The sequence below is a fragment of the Streptomyces endocoffeicus genome (genome assembly GCF_016741935.1).
Lineage (GTDB): Bacteria > Actinomycetota > Actinomycetes > Streptomycetales > Streptomycetaceae > Streptomyces > Streptomyces endocoffeicus.
This window is the reverse complement of the sequence record NZ_JAERRG010000017.1, coordinates 129419-147464: the sequence shown is the minus strand read 5'-3', so window position 1 is coordinate 147464 and position 18046 is coordinate 129419. Positions and strand designations below refer to the sequence as shown.

The 18046-nt window shown below is 73.2% G+C and carries 16 protein-coding genes and 1 pseudogene; 6 read left to right on the top strand and 11 right to left on the bottom strand.

The window, feature by feature from the left end; all coding sequences use genetic code 11:
* The first annotated feature begins 82 nt into the window (after window positions 1-82).
* Complete coding sequence (gene chcB / locus JK364_RS34285) at window positions 83-889, top strand: 2-cyclohexenylcarbonyl CoA isomerase (protein ID WP_201855254.1); 807 nt, start codon at window positions 83-85, stop codon at window positions 887-889.
* 77 nt (window positions 890-966) lie between these two features.
* Here chcB and JK364_RS34280 read toward each other — a convergent pair whose 3' ends face one another.
* Together JK364_RS34280 and JK364_RS34275 are read right to left on the bottom strand one after the other, a co-directional pair.
* Window positions 967-1563 (bottom strand): DNA-3-methyladenine glycosylase I, encoded by a 597-nt coding sequence (locus tag JK364_RS34280; RefSeq protein ID WP_201855253.1) that lies wholly within the window; start codon window positions 1561-1563, stop codon window positions 967-969.
* A gap of 152 nt (window positions 1564-1715) precedes the next feature.
* Window positions 1716-2096 (bottom strand): annotated as a pseudogene (locus JK364_RS34275) (DivIVA domain-containing protein); the annotation flags it as partial.
* A gap of 137 nt (window positions 2097-2233) precedes the next feature.
* On the opposite strand from JK364_RS34275, the gene folP reads away from it, so the two are divergent.
* Window positions 2234-3094 (top strand): dihydropteroate synthase, encoded by an 861-nt coding sequence (gene folP, locus JK364_RS34270; RefSeq protein ID WP_020868626.1) that lies wholly within the window; start codon window positions 2234-2236, stop codon window positions 3092-3094.
* An 88-nt stretch (window positions 3095-3182) separates the two neighbouring features.
* Here folP and JK364_RS34265 read toward each other — a convergent pair whose 3' ends face one another.
* Together JK364_RS34265 and dapE are read right to left on the bottom strand one after the other, a co-directional pair.
* A complete protein-coding gene (locus JK364_RS34265; protein WP_201855251.1) occupies window positions 3183-3932 on the bottom strand; it encodes an LOG family protein in 750 nt (249 codons plus the stop codon).
* Window positions 3933-4465: 533 nt separating this feature from the next.
* Entirely contained in the window at window positions 4466-5536 is a 1071-nt protein-coding gene (dapE, locus tag JK364_RS34260) for a succinyl-diaminopimelate desuccinylase (RefSeq protein ID WP_201855250.1), read from the bottom strand.
* A 138-nt stretch (window positions 5537-5674) separates the two neighbouring features.
* On the opposite strand from dapE, the gene JK364_RS34255 reads away from it, so the two are divergent.
* Both JK364_RS34255 and JK364_RS58175 read left to right on the top strand, forming a co-directional pair.
* Window positions 5675-6595 carry a VldE C-terminal domain-containing protein gene (locus JK364_RS34255; RefSeq protein WP_201855249.1) on the top strand — a complete coding sequence of 307 codons (921 nt, stop codon included), beginning with the start codon at window positions 5675-5677 and terminating at the stop codon, window positions 6593-6595.
* A gap of 214 nt (window positions 6596-6809) precedes the next feature.
* Window positions 6810-7445 (top strand): ATP-binding protein, encoded by a 636-nt coding sequence (locus tag JK364_RS58175; protein WP_372462037.1) that lies wholly within the window; start codon window positions 6810-6812, stop codon window positions 7443-7445.
* 368 nt (window positions 7446-7813) lie between these two features.
* On the opposite strand, the gene dapC is transcribed toward JK364_RS58175, so the two are convergent.
* Both dapC and fdxA read right to left on the bottom strand, forming a co-directional pair.
* The gene (dapC, locus tag JK364_RS34245; RefSeq protein WP_201855248.1) at window positions 7814-8911 is read right to left on the bottom strand and encodes a succinyldiaminopimelate transaminase; all 1098 of its coding nucleotides are present in this window, start codon (window positions 8909-8911) and stop codon (window positions 7814-7816) included.
* 190 nt (window positions 8912-9101) lie between these two features.
* On the bottom strand, window positions 9102-9428 hold the full coding sequence (gene fdxA / locus JK364_RS34240; protein WP_014054705.1) for a ferredoxin: 327 nt from the start codon (window positions 9426-9428) through the stop codon (window positions 9102-9104).
* A gap of 114 nt (window positions 9429-9542) precedes the next feature.
* On the opposite strand from fdxA, the gene JK364_RS34235 reads away from it, so the two are divergent.
* Window positions 9543-10559, top strand: a complete 1017-nt coding sequence (locus tag JK364_RS34235; protein WP_201855247.1) for a GNAT family N-acetyltransferase — start codon at window positions 9543-9545, stop codon at window positions 10557-10559.
* A gap of 18 nt (window positions 10560-10577) precedes the next feature.
* Complete coding sequence (locus JK364_RS34230; RefSeq protein WP_201855246.1) at window positions 10578-11414, top strand: SirB1 family protein; 837 nt, start codon at window positions 10578-10580, stop codon at window positions 11412-11414.
* A gap of 14 nt (window positions 11415-11428) precedes the next feature.
* Here the strand turns inward: JK364_RS34230 and JK364_RS34225 are convergent, their stop codons facing one another.
* From JK364_RS34225 to JK364_RS34205, 5 genes are all read right to left on the bottom strand, one after another.
* Window positions 11429-12067: a response regulator transcription factor gene (locus tag JK364_RS34225; RefSeq protein WP_201855245.1), complete on the bottom strand. Its 639-nt coding sequence runs from the start codon at window positions 12065-12067 to the stop codon at window positions 11429-11431.
* A gap of 279 nt (window positions 12068-12346) precedes the next feature.
* Window positions 12347-13642 (bottom strand): sensor histidine kinase, encoded by a 1296-nt coding sequence (locus JK364_RS34220; RefSeq protein ID WP_201855244.1) that lies wholly within the window; start codon window positions 13640-13642, stop codon window positions 12347-12349.
* Between the two features lie 93 nt (window positions 13643-13735).
* Window positions 13736-14479: an ABC transporter permease gene (locus JK364_RS34215; protein ID WP_201855243.1), complete on the bottom strand. Its 744-nt coding sequence runs from the start codon at window positions 14477-14479 to the stop codon at window positions 13736-13738.
* On the bottom strand, window positions 14476-15441 hold the full coding sequence (locus JK364_RS34210; RefSeq protein ID WP_201855242.1) for an ABC transporter ATP-binding protein: 966 nt from the start codon (window positions 15439-15441) through the stop codon (window positions 14476-14478). The genes JK364_RS34215 and JK364_RS34210 overlap by 4 nt, the downstream gene beginning before the upstream one ends.
* A gap of 210 nt (window positions 15442-15651) precedes the next feature.
* Complete coding sequence (locus JK364_RS34205; RefSeq protein ID WP_201855241.1) at window positions 15652-17898, bottom strand: peptidoglycan binding domain-containing protein; 2247 nt, start codon at window positions 17896-17898, stop codon at window positions 15652-15654.
* Window positions 17899-18046: the final 148 nt, after the last annotated feature.

Here is an 18046-nt window from a genome sequence, read left to right as displayed (position 1 = left end):
CGCGGCAGGCCCCTTCCGGGCCCGCCGGTGCGGCCGCAGCCCGAGCCGCCCACCCGCCTCGCCCCACCGCCGGAGGACCGCCATGGCCGACACCGTGCTCTACGACCTCACCGAGGGTCTCGCGACGATCACGCTGAATCGTTCCGACGCGATGAACGCCCTGAACATCGACACCAAGGAGGCGCTGCGCGAGGCGCTGCTGCAGGCCGCGGAGAGCCCGGCGGTACGGGCCGTGCTGCTCACCGGCTCCGGGTCGCGCGCCTTCTGCGTCGGCCAGGACCTCAAGGAGCACATCGGCCTGCTGGCCGCCGACCGCGACGGCAGCGGCGAGGGCTCGACCATGAACACGGTGGCGCTGCACTACAACCCGATCGTCACCGCGATCGCCGGGATGCCGAAGCCGGTGGTCGCCGCGGTCAACGGCGTCGCGGCGGGCGCCGGGGCGGGCTTCGCCTTCGCCGCCGACTACCGGATCGTCGCCGACACCGCCTCCTTCAACACCTCCTTCGCCGGGGTCGCGCTGACCGCCGACTCGGGCGTCTCCTGGACCCTTCAGCGGCTGATCGGCTACGGCCGGGCAGCGGATCTGCTGCTCTTCCCGCGCACCATCGACGCCCAGGAGGCGCTCGGCCTGGGCATCGCCCACCGGGTGGTCCCGGCAGAGGAGCTGGCCTCCGAGGCGGCGGCGGTCGCCCGGCGGCTGGCCGAGGGCCCCACCGCGGCCTATGCCGCGATCAAGGAGTCCCTGGCCTTCGCCGCGGGCCACACCCTCACCGAGGCCCTGGCCATGGAGGACGAGCTGCAGCGCCGCGCGGGGGCGTCGGACGACCACGCGATCGCGGTGAACGCGTTCGTGAACAAGGAGAAGCCGAGGTTCACCGGCCGCTGACGGGACCCCGCCCCGGCCTCGGCCACCGGCCGTCGGCGGCCGGGGCGTCGGCGGCCGGGGCGTCGGTGGCCGGGGCGTCAGACCGCGTCGCGGATGTGGCAGTCGGCCAGATGGTCGTTGACCAGGCCGCATGCCTGCATCAGCGCGTAGGCCGTGGTGGGGCCGACGAAGCGGAAGCCGTGCTTCTTGAGGTCGCGGCTGAGGGCCGTGGACTCCGGGGTGATCGCGGGGACATCGGCGAAGGTCCGCGGGACCGGGCGGCCGTCGGACGCCGGGGCGTGGGACCAGATCAGCTCGCTCAGCTCACCGGGGGCCAGGGCCGCCGCGGCGCGGGCGTTGGCGATCGTGGCGGCGATCTTGGCGCGGTTGCGGATGATGCCGGGGTCGGCGAGCAGCCGCTCCTCGTCGGCCTCGGTGAACTCCGCGACCTTCTTGATCGAGAAGTCGGCGAAGGCGGCCCGGAACCCCTCCCTGCGGCGCAGGATCGTCAGCCAGGACAGCCCGGACTGGAACGCCTCCAGGGAGACCCGCTCATAGAGCGCGTCATCGCCGTGGACCGGGCGGCCCCACTCCGTGTCGTGGTAGACGCGGTAGTCGGCCATGGTCTCGCTCTCCAGGCCCCAGGGACAGCGCGGCAGACCGTCCGGCCCCTCGACCACACCCTGCTCGCTCATGCGCCATGCCCTTCGTAACCGCGGCCCTCGAAGCCGCTCCCGTCGAAACCGCGCCGCCCGAAGGCGTCGAAGCTCCTGCCCTCGAAACCGCCGTCCTCGAAGCCGCCGTCCTCGAGGCCGCGCCGCTCGGGGCCGGGACCCTCGATGCCGGGCCCCTCGAGGCCGCCCGGCCCGAAGCCATGGTCGCTCTCCGGGGCCGACAGCGGATCGGGGCCGGGCCCGGAGGACGACAAGGGCTTCGGGCGCGGACCGGTGAGCGCCGTCTCCAGCTCGGCGATCCGGGCGTCGCGCTCGGCGAGCTCGGCGCCGAGACGGCCCAGCACATCGTCCACGTCCGCCATCCGGTAGCCCCGCAGCGTCATGGGGAGCCGCAGCGACTCCACATCGGCGCGCGCCAGCGGCCGGTCGGCGGGCAGCGGATCGTCCAGCCGGTCGGGGGGCACGTCGGTGAGCGGGCCGTCACCGCCGCCGACGACGGCGAGCGTGACCCCGCCGACCACAACGACCAGCGCGATCAGCAAGAACAAGAACACGGTGATCGTCTCCCCGTCAGATGCATGGTTGAGTCTGTGTCCGTCGGCCTCGATAACTGTCTGCTCCGATCGTGCCATGCGCCTCGGACAGTTATCGTCGCTGCCCGCAACCTGGAAGAAGACGTGAGGGAAGTTCGATGCTGCGGCTGGGACGACGTGAGTTCGGCGAGAACGACCGGGTGATCATGGCGATCGTGAACCGGACGCCGGATTCCTTCTACGACCAGGGTGCGACCTTCCGCGACGAGCCCGCCCTGACCCGGGTGGAGCAGGCGGTCGCGGACGGCGCCGCGATCATCGACGTCGGCGGCGTCAAGGCCGGTCCGGGCGACGAGGTGAGCGCCGAGGAGGAGGCGCGCCGCACGGTGGGCTTCGTGGCCGAGGTGCGCAGGCGCCATCCGGACGTGGTGATCAGCGTGGACACCTGGCGCCATGAGGTCGGCGAGGCGGTCTGCGCCGCGGGCGCGGATGTGCTCAACGACGCCTGGGGCGGGGTCGACCCCAAGCTGGCCGAGGTCGCCGCCCGCTACGGCGCCGGGCTGGTGTGCACCCACGCGGGCGGCGCCCGGCCGCGCACCCGCCCGCACCGGATCGGCTACGACGATGTGGTGGAGGACATCCTGCGGGTCACCCTGGAGCTCGCGGAGCGCGCCGTCGAGCTGGGGGTGCGGCGCGACGGGATCATGATCGACCCGGGCCATGACTTCGGTAAGAACACCCGCCACTCACTGGAGGCGACGCGCCGGCTGGGCGAGCTGACGGAGACGGGCTGGCCCGTCCTGGTCTCGCTGTCCAACAAGGACTTCGTCGGCGAGAGCCTGGACCGTCCGGTCAAGGAGCGGCTGATCGGCACGCTCGCGACGACCGCCGTATCGGCCTGGCTGGGGGCCCGGATCTACCGGGTCCACGAGGTGGCGGAGACCCGTCAGGTGCTGGACATGGTGTCGTCCATCGCGGGCCACCGGCCCCCGGCGGTCGCCCGCCGGGGACTGGCCTGAGCGGACCAGTGGACCGTAAGGATCCTGAGTGGACCGTAAGGAGACGCGCGCGGTCGAGGAGACGCGGGCGGTCGAGGAGACGCGGCGGTCAGGGGCCGGACTCCTTGGTCACCAGGTCGATCACCTCGTCGATGTCATCGGTGAGGTGGAACAGGTCCAGGTCGTGCGGGGACGCCTTGCCCTCGGCGATAAGGGTGTTGGTGAGCCAGTCGACCAGGCCCTTCCAGTAGGCGCTGCCGAAGAGGACGATCGGGAAGCGGGTGACCTTCTTGGTCTGGACGAGGGTGAGCGCCTCGAAGCACTCGTCGAGCGTGCCGAGCCCGCCGGGCAGCACCACGAACCCCTGGGCGTACTTCACGAACATCGTTTTTCGCACGAAGAAGTAGCGGAAGTTGACCCCGATGTCGACGTACGGGTTCAGGCCCTGCTCGAACGGCAGCTCGATGCCCAGGCCGACCGAGACACCGCCCGCCTCGGTCGCGCCGCGGTTGGCCGCCTCCATCGCACCGGGGCCGCCGCCGGTGATCACCCCGAAGCCCGCCTCCGCGAGGGCCCGGCCGATCCGCACCCCCGCCTCGTACTCCGGAGACCCCTCGGGCGTACGGGCGGAACCGAACACGCTGATCGCCCGGCCCAGCTCCGCCAGGGTGCCGAAGCCCTCGACGAACTCCGACTGGATGCGCATCACCCGGAACGGGTCCTCGTGCACCCAGTGGGTGGCCCCCTGGGTGTCCAGGAGCCGCTGGTCGGTCGTCTCGGGTCGCATCTGATGGCGGCGGCGCACGACCGGGCCCAGACGCTGCTCCCGCAGCGCTCGCTCTTCTTCGGCGTTGCCCACTGAGTGCTCCCTTCGCCAAGACCAAGATCTGGTCAAAGATCTGTGCTTCAGGGTAGGCCCCTCGGACGGCAAACAGCCGAAATCCGGGCCACGCTCACCCACCGAACCGCTGATCACACAGGGGTACGGTCAGCTAGCACCGCTAGGGGGTACCCGGCGGGCCACGCGAGTCCATCGGACGCGGTGGAGCCGCATAGCGGGTCTTTCCCCTCCCCGCCCCTTCCCGCTACCAGGGGCTCCGCCCCTGGACCCCGAGGCCGGACCCCCCAAGGCCCGGGGCGGAGCCCCTGCCACGCGGCGAAGCCGCATAGCGAAGCCACGGGGAGGAACAGAGCCCTGCCCGGAGCCTGGGGCGCAGCCCCGGTCTCGGGGGCCTGGGGCGCAGCCCCGGTCTCGGGGGCCTGGGGCGCAGCCCCGGTCTCGGGGGCCTGGGGCGCAGCCCCGGTCTCGGGGGCTGGGGCGGAGCCCCGGTTTCGGGAAGGGGCGGGGAGGGGAGCAAGCCCGTCGCAGGCGCACGCTCCGCCGGACATCCCCTAGCGGGTCAGCCAGGTCCGCAGTCGTTCCTCGGCCTCCAGGACGGCGGCGACCGAGACGTGCTCCTCGCGGGTGTGGGCCAGCTTCGGATCGCCGGGGCCGTAGTTCACGGCGGGCACGCCGAGCGCCGAGAAGCGGGCCACATCGGTCCAGGCGTCCTTGGGCGCCACCTCCACCCCGAGCGTCGCCACGAGGGCGGCGGCCGACGGATGGGCCAGACCGGGCAGGGCGCCGGGCGCGCTGTCGGTGAGCTCGACCTCGAAGCCGGTGAAGACCTCGCGGACGTGGGCGAGCGCCTCGTCCTCGGAGCGGTCCGGGGCGAAGCGGAAGTTCACCGTCACCGTGCAGAAGTCGGGGATGACATTGGTCGCGTGGCCGCCCTCGATCGTCACGGCGTTGAGGCCCTCGCGGTAGGTGAGCCCGTCGATCTCCGCCCGCCGGGGCACGTAACCGGCCAGCCGGTCCAGGATCGGCGCGGCCTTGTGGATGGCGTTCTCGCCGAGCCAGCTGCGCGCGGAGTGGGCGCGCCGCCCCTGGGTGCTCACCCGTACCCGCAGCGTGCCCTGGCAGCCGCCCTCGACCTTGCCGTCGGTGGGCTCCAGCAGCACGGCGAAGTCCCCGGCCAGCCACTCGGGGTGGTTCCTGGCCAGCCGCCCCAGCCCGTTGAGCTCGGCGGCGACCTCCTCGTGGTCGTAGAAGACGAAGGTGAGGTCGCGGTTGGGCGCGGGCACGGTGGCGGCCATGCGCAGTTGTACGGCGACGCCGGACTTCATGTCGGAGGTGCCGCAGCCCCACAGCACGCCGTCGTCGTCGAGGCGCGAGGGCACGTTGTCGGCGATGGGCACGGTGTCCAGATGGCCCGCCAGCACGACCCGCTCGTCCCGGCCCAGGTTCGTGCGGGCCACGACGGCGTCCCCGTCCCGGTCGACGGTCAGCTGGGGCAGGGCCCGCAGGGCCTGCTCCACGGCGTCGGCGAGCGCCTTCTCCTCACCGCTGACCGAGGGGAAGTCGACGAGCCGGGCGGTGAGCCGGGCCGCGTCCAGGGACAGGTCGAGTGCTGGGTGCGCCATACCCGCGACCCTAGCCGGTCGGCCCGCGCGCCCGGCGGCCCCGGCTCCCGGCCGCCGGGCCCAGCCCCCGGGCGCGAACGTGGCGTTCCCCACCCCGCGCCCGGGAACCGGAAACAGGCCGCGTGCGGCTCCAGTACCGTGTGGCCCGTGCCCCTGTCCGTCTTCTCCCACCGCGCCCGGCTGCTGCGGGCCGCGGTCGCCTGCGCCGTACTGCTGGGCCTGGCCGGATATCTCGCGGCGCAGCTGGTGACGGGCGGTGTGGGACCGCCGCGCTGCGTCGTACGGGCGGGCGGCGTCCAGGTGCGGCTCTCCCCCGAACAGACCGTGAACGCCGCCACGATCGAGGCCGTGGCCGCCTCCCGCGGACTGCCCGAGCGGGCCGTCACCATCGCGCTGGCCACCGCCCTCCAGGAGTCGGGGCTGCGCAACATCCGCCACGGCGACCGGGATTCGCAGGGGCTGTTCCAGCAACGCCCCTCCCAGGGCTGGGGAACTGTGCGGCAGATCCGCGATCCGGTCTACGCCGCCGGGCAGTTCTACGACGACCTGGTGCGGTTGCCCGGCTATTCGCGGCTGCCGCTGACGGTGGCGGCGCAGCGGGTGCAGCGCAGCGGCTTCCCGCAGGCATACGCGAAGCACGAGACCGAAGCGGTGGTGCTGACCGGCGCCCTCACCGGGCGCTCCGGGGCGGCCCTCAGCTGCCCGGGGCCGCCGGACGACGGCGAGGCGGGCGATCCGTTGCGGGTGCGGGCCGCGCTGAAGCGGGAGTTCGGCCCGGAGACGGAGGCGCGGCCGGCCCTGGCCGGGCACGGCGGCGGTCAGCAGGCCGCCCCCTCGCCGCACACGGTGCTGGTTCCGGTGCCCAAGGCGGCGGCCCCGGGACGTGCCGGGCAGCGCGGCTGGGAGATCGCGCATTGGGCGGTGGCCCACTCGGACGAGTTGCGTATCGAACGTGTCTCTTACGGCGAGCGCGAATGGAACGCGCGGAATTCCGGGGCGGGTTGGCGTCCCGCCAAGGGGATTTCCGGGGCGGAAGTACGGATCGACACCATGCGATAGCGCATGGGATCACCGCAGTTCAGAGCGGCTGACGGTGGATTGCGTGGCACGCCCGGCGGAATGGTCCGGGCGTATTACGCGCAGAAACGGATAATGCGACGCATTGCCAACTCTTTGCCTTGGGGCACCGCAACCTTCGCGAGGTTCACGCGGTATTCACAGCGTCCGAATCGCCGGACACAGACGCCAATTGTCCCCTCGTCAAAGGAGCACCATGTCCCTCCCTCTCACCCGTCGGATCGCCCGCGCGGCGCTACTGGTCGCGGCGAGCGCGGCTCCCGTCGTCGGCGCCGCCGGCGCCGCGAGTGCGGCGGAGCCGGCCCAGCCGCAGGCCTCCAACCTGGGGCTGTCCTCGCTGGACGCCGCCTCGGTCGGTGAGGTCGCCGACGTCGCCTCGCAGCAGGTCGGGAGCACGGCGGGTGACGTCAGCGGCAAGGCCGGCGGGACCGTCAAGGGGATCCTGCCGGGCAGGGCCGCCCCGGCGAACGTGACCCCGGCCAAGCCCGCCAAACCCGCCGATCCGGCCAAGCCCGCCAAGGCCGCCAAGGCCGCCAAGCCGGCGAAGGGTGTGAAGGCCGCCAAGTCCCACAAGGCGGCCAAGAGCACCCCGGCCAGGGCCGCCCACGCCAGGGCCGCCCACGCGAAGGCCGCCGGTAAGGGCGAGACCCGGGCCCTCGGGCACGGGAAGGGCAAGGGCGGCGCCCACGCCAAGGGCAAGGCGGTGCGGCCCGCGCAGCCCGCCCCCGCAGCCCCGGCCGCCGCCCCGCAGGCCCCCGCGCCCAGCGCCCCGCAGGGCCCGGACCTCCCGGTCAAGGGCCTGCCGATCAAGGGCCTGCCGCTGCTCGGCTGATCGTCCGCCGGACGTACGAAGGGGCCCGGGGAGTAACTCGTACTCCCCGGACCCCTTCAGGTCCATCAGCTCGCTACGGGGGTCCGGCGGATCACGCGGCGACCGCATACCGAGGCTTTCCCCTCCCCGCCCCTTCCCGATACCAAGGGCTCCGCCCCTGGACCCCGGGCGCGGGGCCCGGGGCAGAGCCCCACCACGCGGCGAAGCCGCATATCGATGCCCCCGGAAGGGGCGGAGCCCCGCCTTCCAGCCCCTCCGGCGATTGAGGAGCGGGGTCTGGGGCGGAGCCCCAGTTTCGGGAAGGGGCGGGGAGGGGAGCAGCCCGCCGCAGGCGGCGCGATCCGCTGGCCCCAGCCAGCTTCAGCTTCTCAGCCCGCCAGTCGGCGCACCGCCGCTGCCACGCGCTCGTCGGTCGCCGTGAACGCGACCCGGACGTGCCGCTCCCCCGCCGCGCCGTAGAACTCGCCAGGGGCCACCAGGATGCCCAGCTCGGCGAGAGCGCCCACGGTGTCCCAGCACGGCTCGTCCCGCGTCGCCCACAGGTACAGCGACGCCTCGCTGTGCTCGATGCGGAAGCCGTGGCCCGCCAGCGCCGACCGCAGCGCGGCCCGGCGCCGTTCGTAGCGCTCGCGCTGCTCCGTCACATGCTTGTCGTCGCCGAGCGCCGCGACCGTGGCGGCCTGCACGGGTGCGGGGACCATCATCCCGCCGTGCTTGCGGATCTTCAGCAGCTCGCCCAGCACCGCCTCGTCACCGGCGAGGAAGGCCGCCCGGTAGCCGGCCAGATTGGACCGCTTGGAGAGCGAGTGGACCGCCACCAGGCCCTCGAAGGAGCCGCCGGAGATCTCCGGGTGGAGCACCGAGACCGGGTCCGCCTCCCAGCCCAGCTCCAGATAGCACTCGTCGCTGACCACCAGCACCCCGTGGGCACGGGCCCAGGCGACCGCGGTGCGCAGCTCGTCCTTGGACAGCACCCGGCCGGTGGGGTTGGACGGGGAGTTGAGCCACAGCAGCTTCAGCCCGGCCGGGTCGAGCTCCGTAGGTTCGTCGTACGGCACCGGCTCGGCGCCCGCCAGCCGCGCGCCCACCTCGTACGTCGGGTAGGCGAGCCGAGGGAAGGCGACCCGGTCGCCGGGGCCCAGGCCCAGCTGCGTCGGCAGCGAGGCCACCAGCTCCTTGGAGCCGACCACCGGCAGCACCTGGGTGTGGGTCACCCCGGCCGCCCCCAGCCGCCGCTCCACCCAGCCGGTGAGGGCGTCACGCAGCGCGGCCGTGCCCCAGACGGTCGGATAGCCGGGGCTGTCCGAGGCGTCGGCGAGCGCCGCGCGGATCAGCTCGGGGACCGGGTCGACGGGGGTGCCCACCGAGAGGTCGACAATGCCGTCGGGGTGGGCCGCGGCGGTCGCCTTGAACGGTTCGAGCCGGTCCCAGGGGAAGACCGGGAGGCGGGCGGAGACGGGTGGCACGGGGTGGCTCGCTTTCTTCGGAACTGCCCCGGGCCGAGGGGCCCGGGGAAACCCGCGGGAGCGCCGGGGAAACCGCGGGAGCGGGAAACCCGCGGGAGCGCCAGCGAGGCCCGGGAAACAGCCCGGTCCCGCAGGCCACAGGCCATACGGGACCGCCGACTGCTTCCGGGCGCTGGCGCCGGGGCAGGGGTTACTCGTCGTGCTCCTGCGGCGGAAGCGCGGCGATGAAGGGGTGGTCCCGCTCGATCAGGCCGAGCTTGCTCGCGCCACCGGGCGAACCGAGCTCGTCGAAGAACTCGACGTTCGCCTTGTAGTAGTCCTTCCACTCCTCGGGAGTGTCGTCCTCGTAGAAGATCGCCTCAACCGGGCAGACCGGCTCACAGGCCCCGCAGTCGACGCATTCGTCCGGGTGGATGTACAAGGACCGCTGGCCCTCGTAGATACAGTCGACGGGGCACTCCTCGATGCACGCCTTGTCCTTCAGGTCGACACAAGGCTGCGCGATGACGTAGGTCACGCTGTCGTTCCTCCTCGTTAGGGCTGCTATCGCGCGGGAGCGCGGCGTCGTCGATGCCCGCACCTAGTATCTCCGTTCTTGGGCACCGATCGCACATGAGGGGCTGACAGGACTGTGGATTTCACCACTGGCGGACGTCTCGAAGTCCGGATCACCCCGGATGACGTGGGGAAACGCGTCTCGGTCAGGCTTATGACCGAAGATCGTAAGCCCGGCGCGACCTTCACCGACGTGGTCGGGGTTCTCACATCGTGGACCGAGGGCACGCTCTCCATCACCCGGCGCACCGGTGAACCGGTACGGATCGCCGAGTCGTCCCTGGTGGCCGGGAAGGTGGTGCCCGCCGCTCCGGCCCGCCGCCGCGGCCCCGCCGCGAGCGCGCCCGAGCTGGACCGGGTCGCCGCCCGGGCCTGGCCGCCGGTGACCAGCGAACCACTGGGCGAGTGGACGCTGCGCGCCTCCGGCGGATTCACCCGGCGCGCCAATTCGGTGCTGCCCCTCGGCGACCCCGGGATGGGGCTCGACGCGGCGCTGCGCCGGGTGACCGAATGGTACGCGGCTCGGGAGCTGCCCGCGTACATGCAGGTCAGCACGGGCGCCGAGGCCACCCAGGAGTTGCTCGCCGCGGAGCTGGAGAGCCGTGGCTGGATACGTGAGGTCTCCTCGCGGGTGGAGATCGCGGCGCTCGCCCCCATCGGGGACCTGGACGCCGACACCTCGGCGGTGACGCTCTCCGCTCGGCTCGACGACGCCTGGCTGACCCGCTACCAGCGGTCGTCCGGCGAGCCCTCGCCCGAGGCGCGGACGGTGCTGTCGGGCGGCCCGTCGGTGTGGTTCGCGACCATAGCGGCGGAAGGGGGCGGCGTCCCGGCCGCGATCGGGCGCTGTGTGGTGGACGGCCGCTGGGCCGGGTTCACCGCCGTGGAGGTCGCCCCGGAGCGGCGGCGCCAGGGCCTGGCCAAGGCCGTGATGACGGCGCTGGCCCGCAAGGCGCTCGACGAGGGCGCCTCGGCCGCGTATCTCCAGGTGGAGACGGACAATGGCGGGGCGCACGCCCTCTACGAGGGCATGGGCTTCACCGTCCACCACAGCTACCATCACTGGCGCGCGTCCGGGCAGGATCCGCGCTGAGCAGGGTACGAGGCGGCTATGCCACGGATGAACGACGTCTCCCGCCGCCGCTGGTTCGCCGACGCGGCCCGCGAAGAGCGCCCCGATCTGGCGCTGCTGTGCCTGCTGGTCGGCATGGAGGCCGACCCTGGCCTGGACGAGACCGGAATCGACGAAGCGCAGATCGAACTGGACCGGCTCGCCGGTCAGCTCCCCTTCTCCCCCGGCGGCCCCGAGGACTGGGCCGCCGCGCTGGCCCGCCTCCTCGGCGGGCGCCATGGCTTCCGGGGCGGCCCGGCCGACTACCGGCGGCTGGGGTCCTCGCTCCTCCACCAGGTGCTGCGGCGCCGCCGCGGACTGCCGATCCTGCTGTCCGTGGTGTGGATGGAGGTGGCGCGGCGGGCGGGCGCGCCGGTGTACGGGGTGGGGCTGCCGGGCCACTTCGTGGTCGGCTTCGGGGATCCTTACGGTGGCCATGTGCTGGCCGATCCGTTCGACGGCGGGCGACCGCTGTCCGCCGAGGACGCGGCGACGCTGGTATCGGGGGCCACGGGCACCCCGCTCTCGCCGTCGATGCTCACCCCGGCCGGGCCGCTGGACATCGTGCTGCGGATCCTCAACAACATCCGCGCCTGGGCGTCCGCCCGCCCCGAGCGCACCGATGTCCGGCTCTGGGCGGTGGAGCTGTCCCTGCTGCTGCCCAGCCATCCGGCCGAGCTGCGCTACGAGCGGGCGAAACTCCTCGTGGAACGGGGCGAGTTCCTGACCGGCGCCAAGGAGCTGGAGGACTACGCGGAGGTCGTGGCGGCGGTGGAGCCCGACGCCGCCGAGACGATACGCCGCCAGGCCCGCGCCGCCCGCGCGATGCTGAACTGAGCGCTCCGCCGGACTTACAGCCAGCCCTTGTCGCGGGCGATGCGGACGGCGTCGGCGCGATTGCGGGCGGCGGTCTTCTGGATGGCCGTGGAGAGGTAGTTGCGGACCGTGCCCGGCGACAGGTTCAGGGCGCGGGCCAGCTCCGCGTTGGTCGAGCCGTCCGCCGAAGCGCGCAGCACCTCGCGCTCCCGCGCGGTCAGCGGGCTGGCCCCGTCCACGAGCGCGGCGGCGGCCAGTGTGGGGTCGATCACCCGCTCCCCGCGCAGCACCCGCCGTATCGCGTCCGCGAGCTGCGCCGCCGGGGCGTCCTTGACCAGGAAGGCGTCGGCGCCGGACTCCATGGCGCGGCGCAGATAGCCGGGGCGGCCGAAGGTGGTGAGGATCACGATCCGGATCCCGGGCTCGGCCCGGTGCAGCGCGGCGGCGGCCTCGATCCCGCTCATACCGGGCATCTCGATGTCCAGCAGGGCCACATCGGGGCGATGGGTCCGGGTGGCGTCCAGGACCTCGTCGCCGCGCGCCACCTGCGCGACGACCTCGATCTCGTCGTCGAGCCCGAGGAGCGCGGCCAGCGCCTCCCGCACCATGGACTGGTCCTCGGCGAGGAGGACTCTTATACATCTTGTGGGGCGGTGTCCGTCGGCGTCGGCCATGGAGCCACCCTATGACCAGCGAACAGCGCCGGCGGGAGCAGGCAGAGGGCTACAGCGAGCGCTCAGGGGCGGCGGTGCATGGCCAGTTGCCGGCGCCGCCGCGGGCGCGCCAGCCTGGACGCGCCCGTGCCGCTCGCGTCGCCGCGCGGGGTGCGGGGTGCGGGGGCTGTTCAGCAAAGCGGGTGTCACCCAAGTAATGGAACGGGACAGGCCGACTCAAGGTCGCTTCGACTTCGGGACCGGCCGGACCGGCCGGACCGGCCGGACTGCCCGACTTCGCTACGGCGCGGCCTGCGAGGGCAGCTCCACGTGGGCGCCGCGGGAGAGCGGGACCAGGGCGCGGAGGGTGAAGCCGCCGCGCTCGCCGGGGCCGGTCTCCAGGCGGCCGTCGGCCAGCTGGAGCCGCTCGGCCAGCCCGGTGAGCCCGTTGCCGTGCGGGCCGGTGGCGCCGCGGCCGTCGTCGCTGACGGTCAGGCGCAGTTCGTCGCCCGTCTCGTCGAGCGTCACCGCACAGCGGCGGGCCCCGCTGTGCCGCACCACATTGGTGACCGCCTCGCGCAGCGCCCAGGCCAGCGCGCCCTCCTGGTCGGGCGGAAGGTCGGGGTGGTGGATGCCGGCCCGGCTCAGATCGGCGGCGATGCCCCCGGCGGCGAGGGCGGTACGGGCCCCGGCGACCTCGGCCTCCAGGGTGGGGCGTCGAAAGCCGCTGACCGCCTCCCGGACGTCCACCAGCGCCTGCCGGCTGACCCGTTCGATATCGGCCACCTGACGCGCCGCCTGCTCGGGCTTGTCGGGCAGCATCCGCCCCGCCAGTTCGCTCTTGAGCGTGATCAGGGAGAGCGAGTGGCCCAGCAGGTCGTGCAGATCGCGGGCGAGCCGCAGCCGCTCCTCGTTGGCGGCGAGCTGGGCCACGGTGGCGCGGGCGGCGCGCAGCGCCCGGGTGGTGCGGACCATCTGCCCCACCGCGCTCATCGCGAAGCCGCCGAGCAGCGAGGGGATCACCAGGGCGGACACCAGCCCGTGCGAACCGCGCACGAGCACCCCGATGCCCACCATGAACGCCGTGTTCAGCGGGATCGCCCAGCTCGACAGCCGCAGCGGCAGCACCGCCCCGAAGGCGACGGACACATACACCGAGAGCACCAGCCAGTCGTCGCCCATGGTGAGGGTGAGCACGGCGGCGAGCGCGCAGATCATGCCCAGCGCCCCCATGACCGCGACCCGGCTCAGCGCCCGCCCGGTGTGCCGGAAGACCAGCCCCAGATAGACGGCGACGAAGACCAGCAGGCCGAGCCCGCCGCACACGGTGCCCAGGGCGGTGTGGTGGCCGTCGGCGAGATCGCTCACCGGTGCGCCCATATAGCCCATCCAGATCCCGATCCACATCAGCTTGACCAGCGCCTGTTTGCGGTTCTCGGGGGGCTGGCCGATGGCGGCCACCCGGTCGTTCTCCTCGTCGTACGCCATAGCGTCGGCCCACCAGGTCAGCCGGCGGCGCCCGCCGCGGCGGCGATCCGGATCGCCGCCGGGGCGGCACTCCGGATCGCCGTCGGTCCACTCGGACCGGTCAGCCATGGTTCTTCTCTCCTCGGATCACGCCTCGGATCACGCCTCGGGCCACGCCCTCGGTCATGCCTTACGGGTGCGCTGCACGCCGTACCGCATCCCTCACGCCTTACGGGTGTCCTTGCGGTACAGCCATGCCGCGCCGCCCGCGAAGACCGCGAGGTAGCCGATGAGCAGCGCCACGTCCTTGGCGTGCGGGGCGCCGCCCAGCTCGATCGCCTGGCCGAGGGCGGTGTACGCGTGGGTGGGCAGATAGTCGCCGATGTTCCGCAGCCACTCCGGATAGGACGTGGTGGGCATCCACAGCCCGCCGAGGATCGACAGACCGAAGTAGATGATCATCGTCAGCGGCCGTACCGCGTCCCCGGTCGCCAGATAGCCGATGGCCACCCCCAGTGCCGCGAAGACCAGGGAGCCCGCCCAGATGGCGCCGGTCAGCGCCGCCCACTCCCAGACGGCGTCCAGCCGTACGCCCTTGACGGCCGCGGCCACCACGAAGACGATCACGATCGACGGCAGGGTGGCCACCGCCCCCACGGCGATCTTGGCCGCCACATAGCCGCGCCCGGGCAGCGGGGTGAGCCGCAACTGCCGGGTCCAGCCGCCCTCGCGCTCCTTGGCGATCCGCTCGCCGTTGCCCATCAGCCCGGCGGTCAGCGCCCCGAAGGAGGCCATCGCGACCATGTAGTAGAGCGGCATCGACAGCCGGGTGCCGGGCACGCGGTCGTCGGCGTCGGTGCTGCCCGCGATCAGCAGGAAGAGCACGGACGGATAGATGATCGTGAAGAACATGAACTTGCGATTGCGCAGGGTCCGCGCGATCTCCAGCTTGACCAGCGCCTTCATCGTGCGGACTCCTCAGCTGCCGTCGCGGCGTCGGTGATGGCGAGAAACGCCTGCTCCAGGCCGAGGCCGGTGACCTCGAGCCCGTGCGGATAGAGCCCGAGCCCGTAGACCGCGTGAACGGTCGCGTCCGCGTCGGTGGACCGTATCCGTACGGTACGCCCCGAAATCTCGATCCCGCTCAGCGCGGGCAGGGCGCGCAGCGCCGGCTCGTCGACCGGCCCGTCCAGCTCGAAGGAGATCCGGCGGGCCCCGGCCATCGCCTTGATCTCGGCGGACGAGCCGTCGGCCAGCACCCGGCCGCCGTGCAACACGACCACCCGGTCGGCGATGGCGTCGGCCTCGTCGAGGTAGTGGGTGGCGAACAGGACGGTGCGGCCCTGCCTCGTCTGCTCCCGCATCGCGCCCCAGAAGGTCTGCCGGGACGAGACGTCCATACCGGTCGTGGGCTCGTCCAGCACGATCAGATCGGAGGCGCCTGCGGTGGCGAACGCGAAGCGCACCCGCTGCTCCTGGCCGCCGGAGAGCTTGTTCACCTTGCGGGAGGCGATCTCGGCGATCCCGGCCCGCTCCAGCACCTCGTCCACCGGATGGCCCTTGGGGTGCAGATCGCAGGCCAGCCCCACCAGCTCGCGGACCGTCACCTCGTCCATCAGGGCGCCGCTCTGGAGCATCGCGCCGACCCGGCCGCGGACGATGGCCTGGCGCGGGGTGGTGCCGAAGACCTCCACCCGACCCGAGTCGGGCTGGCGCAGGCCGAGCAGCAGATCAAGGCTGGAGGACTTGCCGGCGCCGTTGGGGCCCAGCAGGGCGACGGTCTCCCCCGGGTACAGGGTGAGATCGAGATCGGTCACGGCGCGCACGCTGCCGTAGGCCTTGTTCACCTTCTCGAAGCGGACCACGGGCGGGGCGCCCGTGGTGGCGGCCCCGGTGCCGGGGGCGGAAACAGCGGTCGTTGCGGTCATGGCCATAAGACTGGCCGAGGGCCGGGGTGCCCGGCAGTGTCAGCGGTCGTGACCTGGGGATGACAGATGTCATGGGTGGGGGCGTGACGCGGCCCGGAAAAGGACAGAGCCCAAAAGGTCGGGACAGAGCCCAAAAGGTCGGGACATGCCGCGGCCCCCGCCCGGTGCCGGGCGGGGGCCGCGTCGTCCGACCGCGCGTGACGGGCCCGGTCAGTTGTCCTTGCCGATGACGCCGATGCGCTCGCTGGGCGTCTTGCCGAGCAGCGCCTGGCGCAGCGCCGACTCCACGTCCTCCGGGGTGACGGGCTTCTTGGAGCCATCGCCCCGCTCGAGCAGAACGCCGTCGAAGGTGCTGCCGTAGAGCTGCTTGAGGACGGCCAGGTCGTAGTGCTCCACCAGTTTGCCGTCGATCACCTTCATGGAGAGGATCTTCGGCAGCGACTTGTCCGGGCCGAACGGGATCGAGTGCTGGGCGTCCGTCTGGACCGTGACCAGCCCCGACATCGCGGGCTCGCCGAAGGTCTTCAGCTTCCGGTCCACCTCGGCCTTGCTGACCGTGGGGCGCTTGATGGTGACCGGCAGGGTGATGGCCTTGTTCTGGCCGGTCTCGGCGCGCAGCTGGAACCCGTCCGAGACGGCCTTGACCGCCTTGTCCACGTCCAGCCCCTTGCCCTCCTTGCCGTACACCGGGACGGCCTTGCCGGAGGTGAAGCTGATGCCGCCCTCGCGGGCCGTGCCGGAGTCGCCCGCGAGCCGCTCCAGGGCGTCCCGCAGCTTCTCCTCGTCGACGGTGACCGCCGGTTCGGCCTCATGGGTGCCGCCGAAGAGCGAGCCGATCACGGTGACCGGGTTGTAGTCCCGGCCCGCGACGTCCCGGACCGTGGCCTCGGTGTCGAGCGCCAGGCCCGCGACGGAGGGCTTGATCTCCTTCTCCTGGCCGTCGACCGACACCGTCAGCGGGGCGGTGGTGCGCTTGCCCAGCGCGGTGTCCAGCTTGTCGACGGCGACCTCCTTGGAGGTGCCGCCGATGTCGACGCCGAGGACGGTGGTGCCGTTCGGCACATCGGCGTGGTTCATCACCAGACCGGCCGCGTAGGCCCCGCCCGCGATCACGAACAGCAGGCCCCCGGCCATGACGACCTTGGACCGGCCCTTCTTCTTCTTGGACTTACCGGCCTTCGGGGCGGACGGCGCCGGGGCGCTGTCGCCGCCGGGCGCCGGGGCCCCCGGGCCGCCCGGAACGGGCGGGGACGGCGGCTTGGCCCGGCCTTCGGCCGAGGGCACCACGGGCACCCCGCTGACCAGCGTGTCGCTGGAGATCTGCTCCGGCGGCACGCCGCCGGTCGGCGTGGGCTCGGGGTCGCGGAACAGCGGAGGGGCCGGATCGGCTCCGGGACGGTCCGCGGGGCCCGCACCGGGGCCGGTCAGCGGGCCCACGCCGGTGGTGGCGCCGAGGCTGCCGGACAGCGGCGAGCCGCCCGGCGGGGTCGGCGGCTGACCGGCCGGGCCTCCGCCGGCCAGCGGGCCCACTCCGCCCGGGGGCGTCGGGTCACCGCCGTACGGGCCGCCCGCGGGGCCCGGTCCGGGCGCGGCCAGCAGGTCGCTGTCGTGCGGGCCCGCACCGGGGCCGGACGGCGGCAGATACATGTCGCCGGTGACCGGGCCGGTGGTGGGCCCGGTCGGCTCGGGGTGGCCGGACGGCGCCTGGGCGTCGGTGAAGTACGGCAGATCGGCGACGGGGCCGCCGCCCTGCTGCGGCACCGGGAACCCCTGCGTGGTGTCCGGCGCCGGGAATCCCTGCGTCGTCTCCGGCGAGGGGAATCCCTGCGTGGTCTCCGGGGAAGGGAAACCCTGTGTGGTGTCGGGCGCGGGGAATCCCTGGGTGGTGTCCGGGGCCGGGAACCCTTGTGTGGTGTCCGGGGCCGGGGGCACCGTCGGCTTGGGGGTGCTGCCGGTGGCCGACGAGCCGCTTCTGGGCCTACGGGGCGCGAACCAGTCGCTGGTCCGCTCGCCGTCGCCCTTGCCGCTCTTCCGCTCCCGGCCCTCGGTGGGCTCGTTCGCCCCGCCGGGCTCGGCCGGCACACCGCGCTCGGGGGTCGGCGTGAAGTCGACCCGGGGCAGGGCGCTGGTGCGCTCGGCGGCGTCGTCGTCCCCGCCGGAGCGCGGCGCGGGTACGCCGTCCTCCGCGACGGGCGTGCGCATGACCACCGGCGGAATGGGCCGCGACCCCGGAATGTTGATCTTGATCCGGGTCGTCAGCGTGGTCTCGGTCTTCGGCTCCTCCGGCTTGGCCGCGGCACGCGCCTGCCCATCCTCGGCGGCACCCTGCGGCGCCTCCTGCGTGGGGTTCGGCGAGGGGTACTGGCGGGATCCGTACGGCGGGGTGCCCGACGGGTAGGCGGCACCGCCGCTTCCCTCCCGGGGCCCGGAGGACGAACTGTCAGATTCACGGCTCAAAGCAGGTTCTCCCAGTTAGCTCCGCCGCCCGTCAGACCTCGCGCGGGCGGCTCGGCGGCGGCACCACCATACTGGGCGGTGCGGACGCGCACTTGACGGCCGCCGGATCACCGCAACCGGTACGCCCGAGGCGCACCCTTCGCCGTGT

Bases quoted from the DNA above. Each gene is read 5' to 3' on its own strand.
- JK364_RS34225 (WP_201855245.1), bottom strand. From the start codon at position 12,067: ATGGCCGACGCCGACGGACACCGCCCCACAAGATGTATAAGAGTCCTC.
- JK364_RS34280 (WP_201855253.1), bottom strand. From the start codon at position 1,563: ATGAGCGAGCAGGGTGTGGTCGAGGGGCCGGACGGTCTGCCGCGCTGT.
- JK364_RS34230 (WP_201855246.1), top strand. From the start codon at position 10,578: ATGCCACGGATGAACGACGTCTCCCGCCGCCGCTGGTTCGCCGACGCG.
- JK364_RS34215 (WP_201855243.1), bottom strand. From the start codon at position 14,479: ATGAAGGCGCTGGTCAAGCTGGAGATCGCGCGGACCCTGCGCAATCGC.
- JK364_RS58175 (WP_372462037.1), top strand. From the start codon at position 6,810: ATGTCCCTCCCTCTCACCCGTCGGATCGCCCGCGCGGCGCTACTGGTC.
- dapE (WP_201855250.1), bottom strand. From the start codon at position 5,536: ATGGCGCACCCAGCACTCGACCTGTCCCTGGACGCGGCCCGGCTCACC.
- folP (WP_020868626.1), top strand. From the start codon at position 2,234: ATGCTGCGGCTGGGACGACGTGAGTTCGGCGAGAACGACCGGGTGATC.
- JK364_RS34220 (WP_201855244.1), bottom strand. From the start codon at position 13,642: ATGGCTGACCGGTCCGAGTGGACCGACGGCGATCCGGAGTGCCGCCCC.
- JK364_RS34210 (WP_201855242.1), bottom strand. From the start codon at position 15,441: ATGACCGCAACGACCGCTGTTTCCGCCCCCGGCACCGGGGCCGCCACC.
- chcB (WP_201855254.1), top strand. From the start codon at position 83: ATGGCCGACACCGTGCTCTACGACCTCACCGAGGGTCTCGCGACGATC.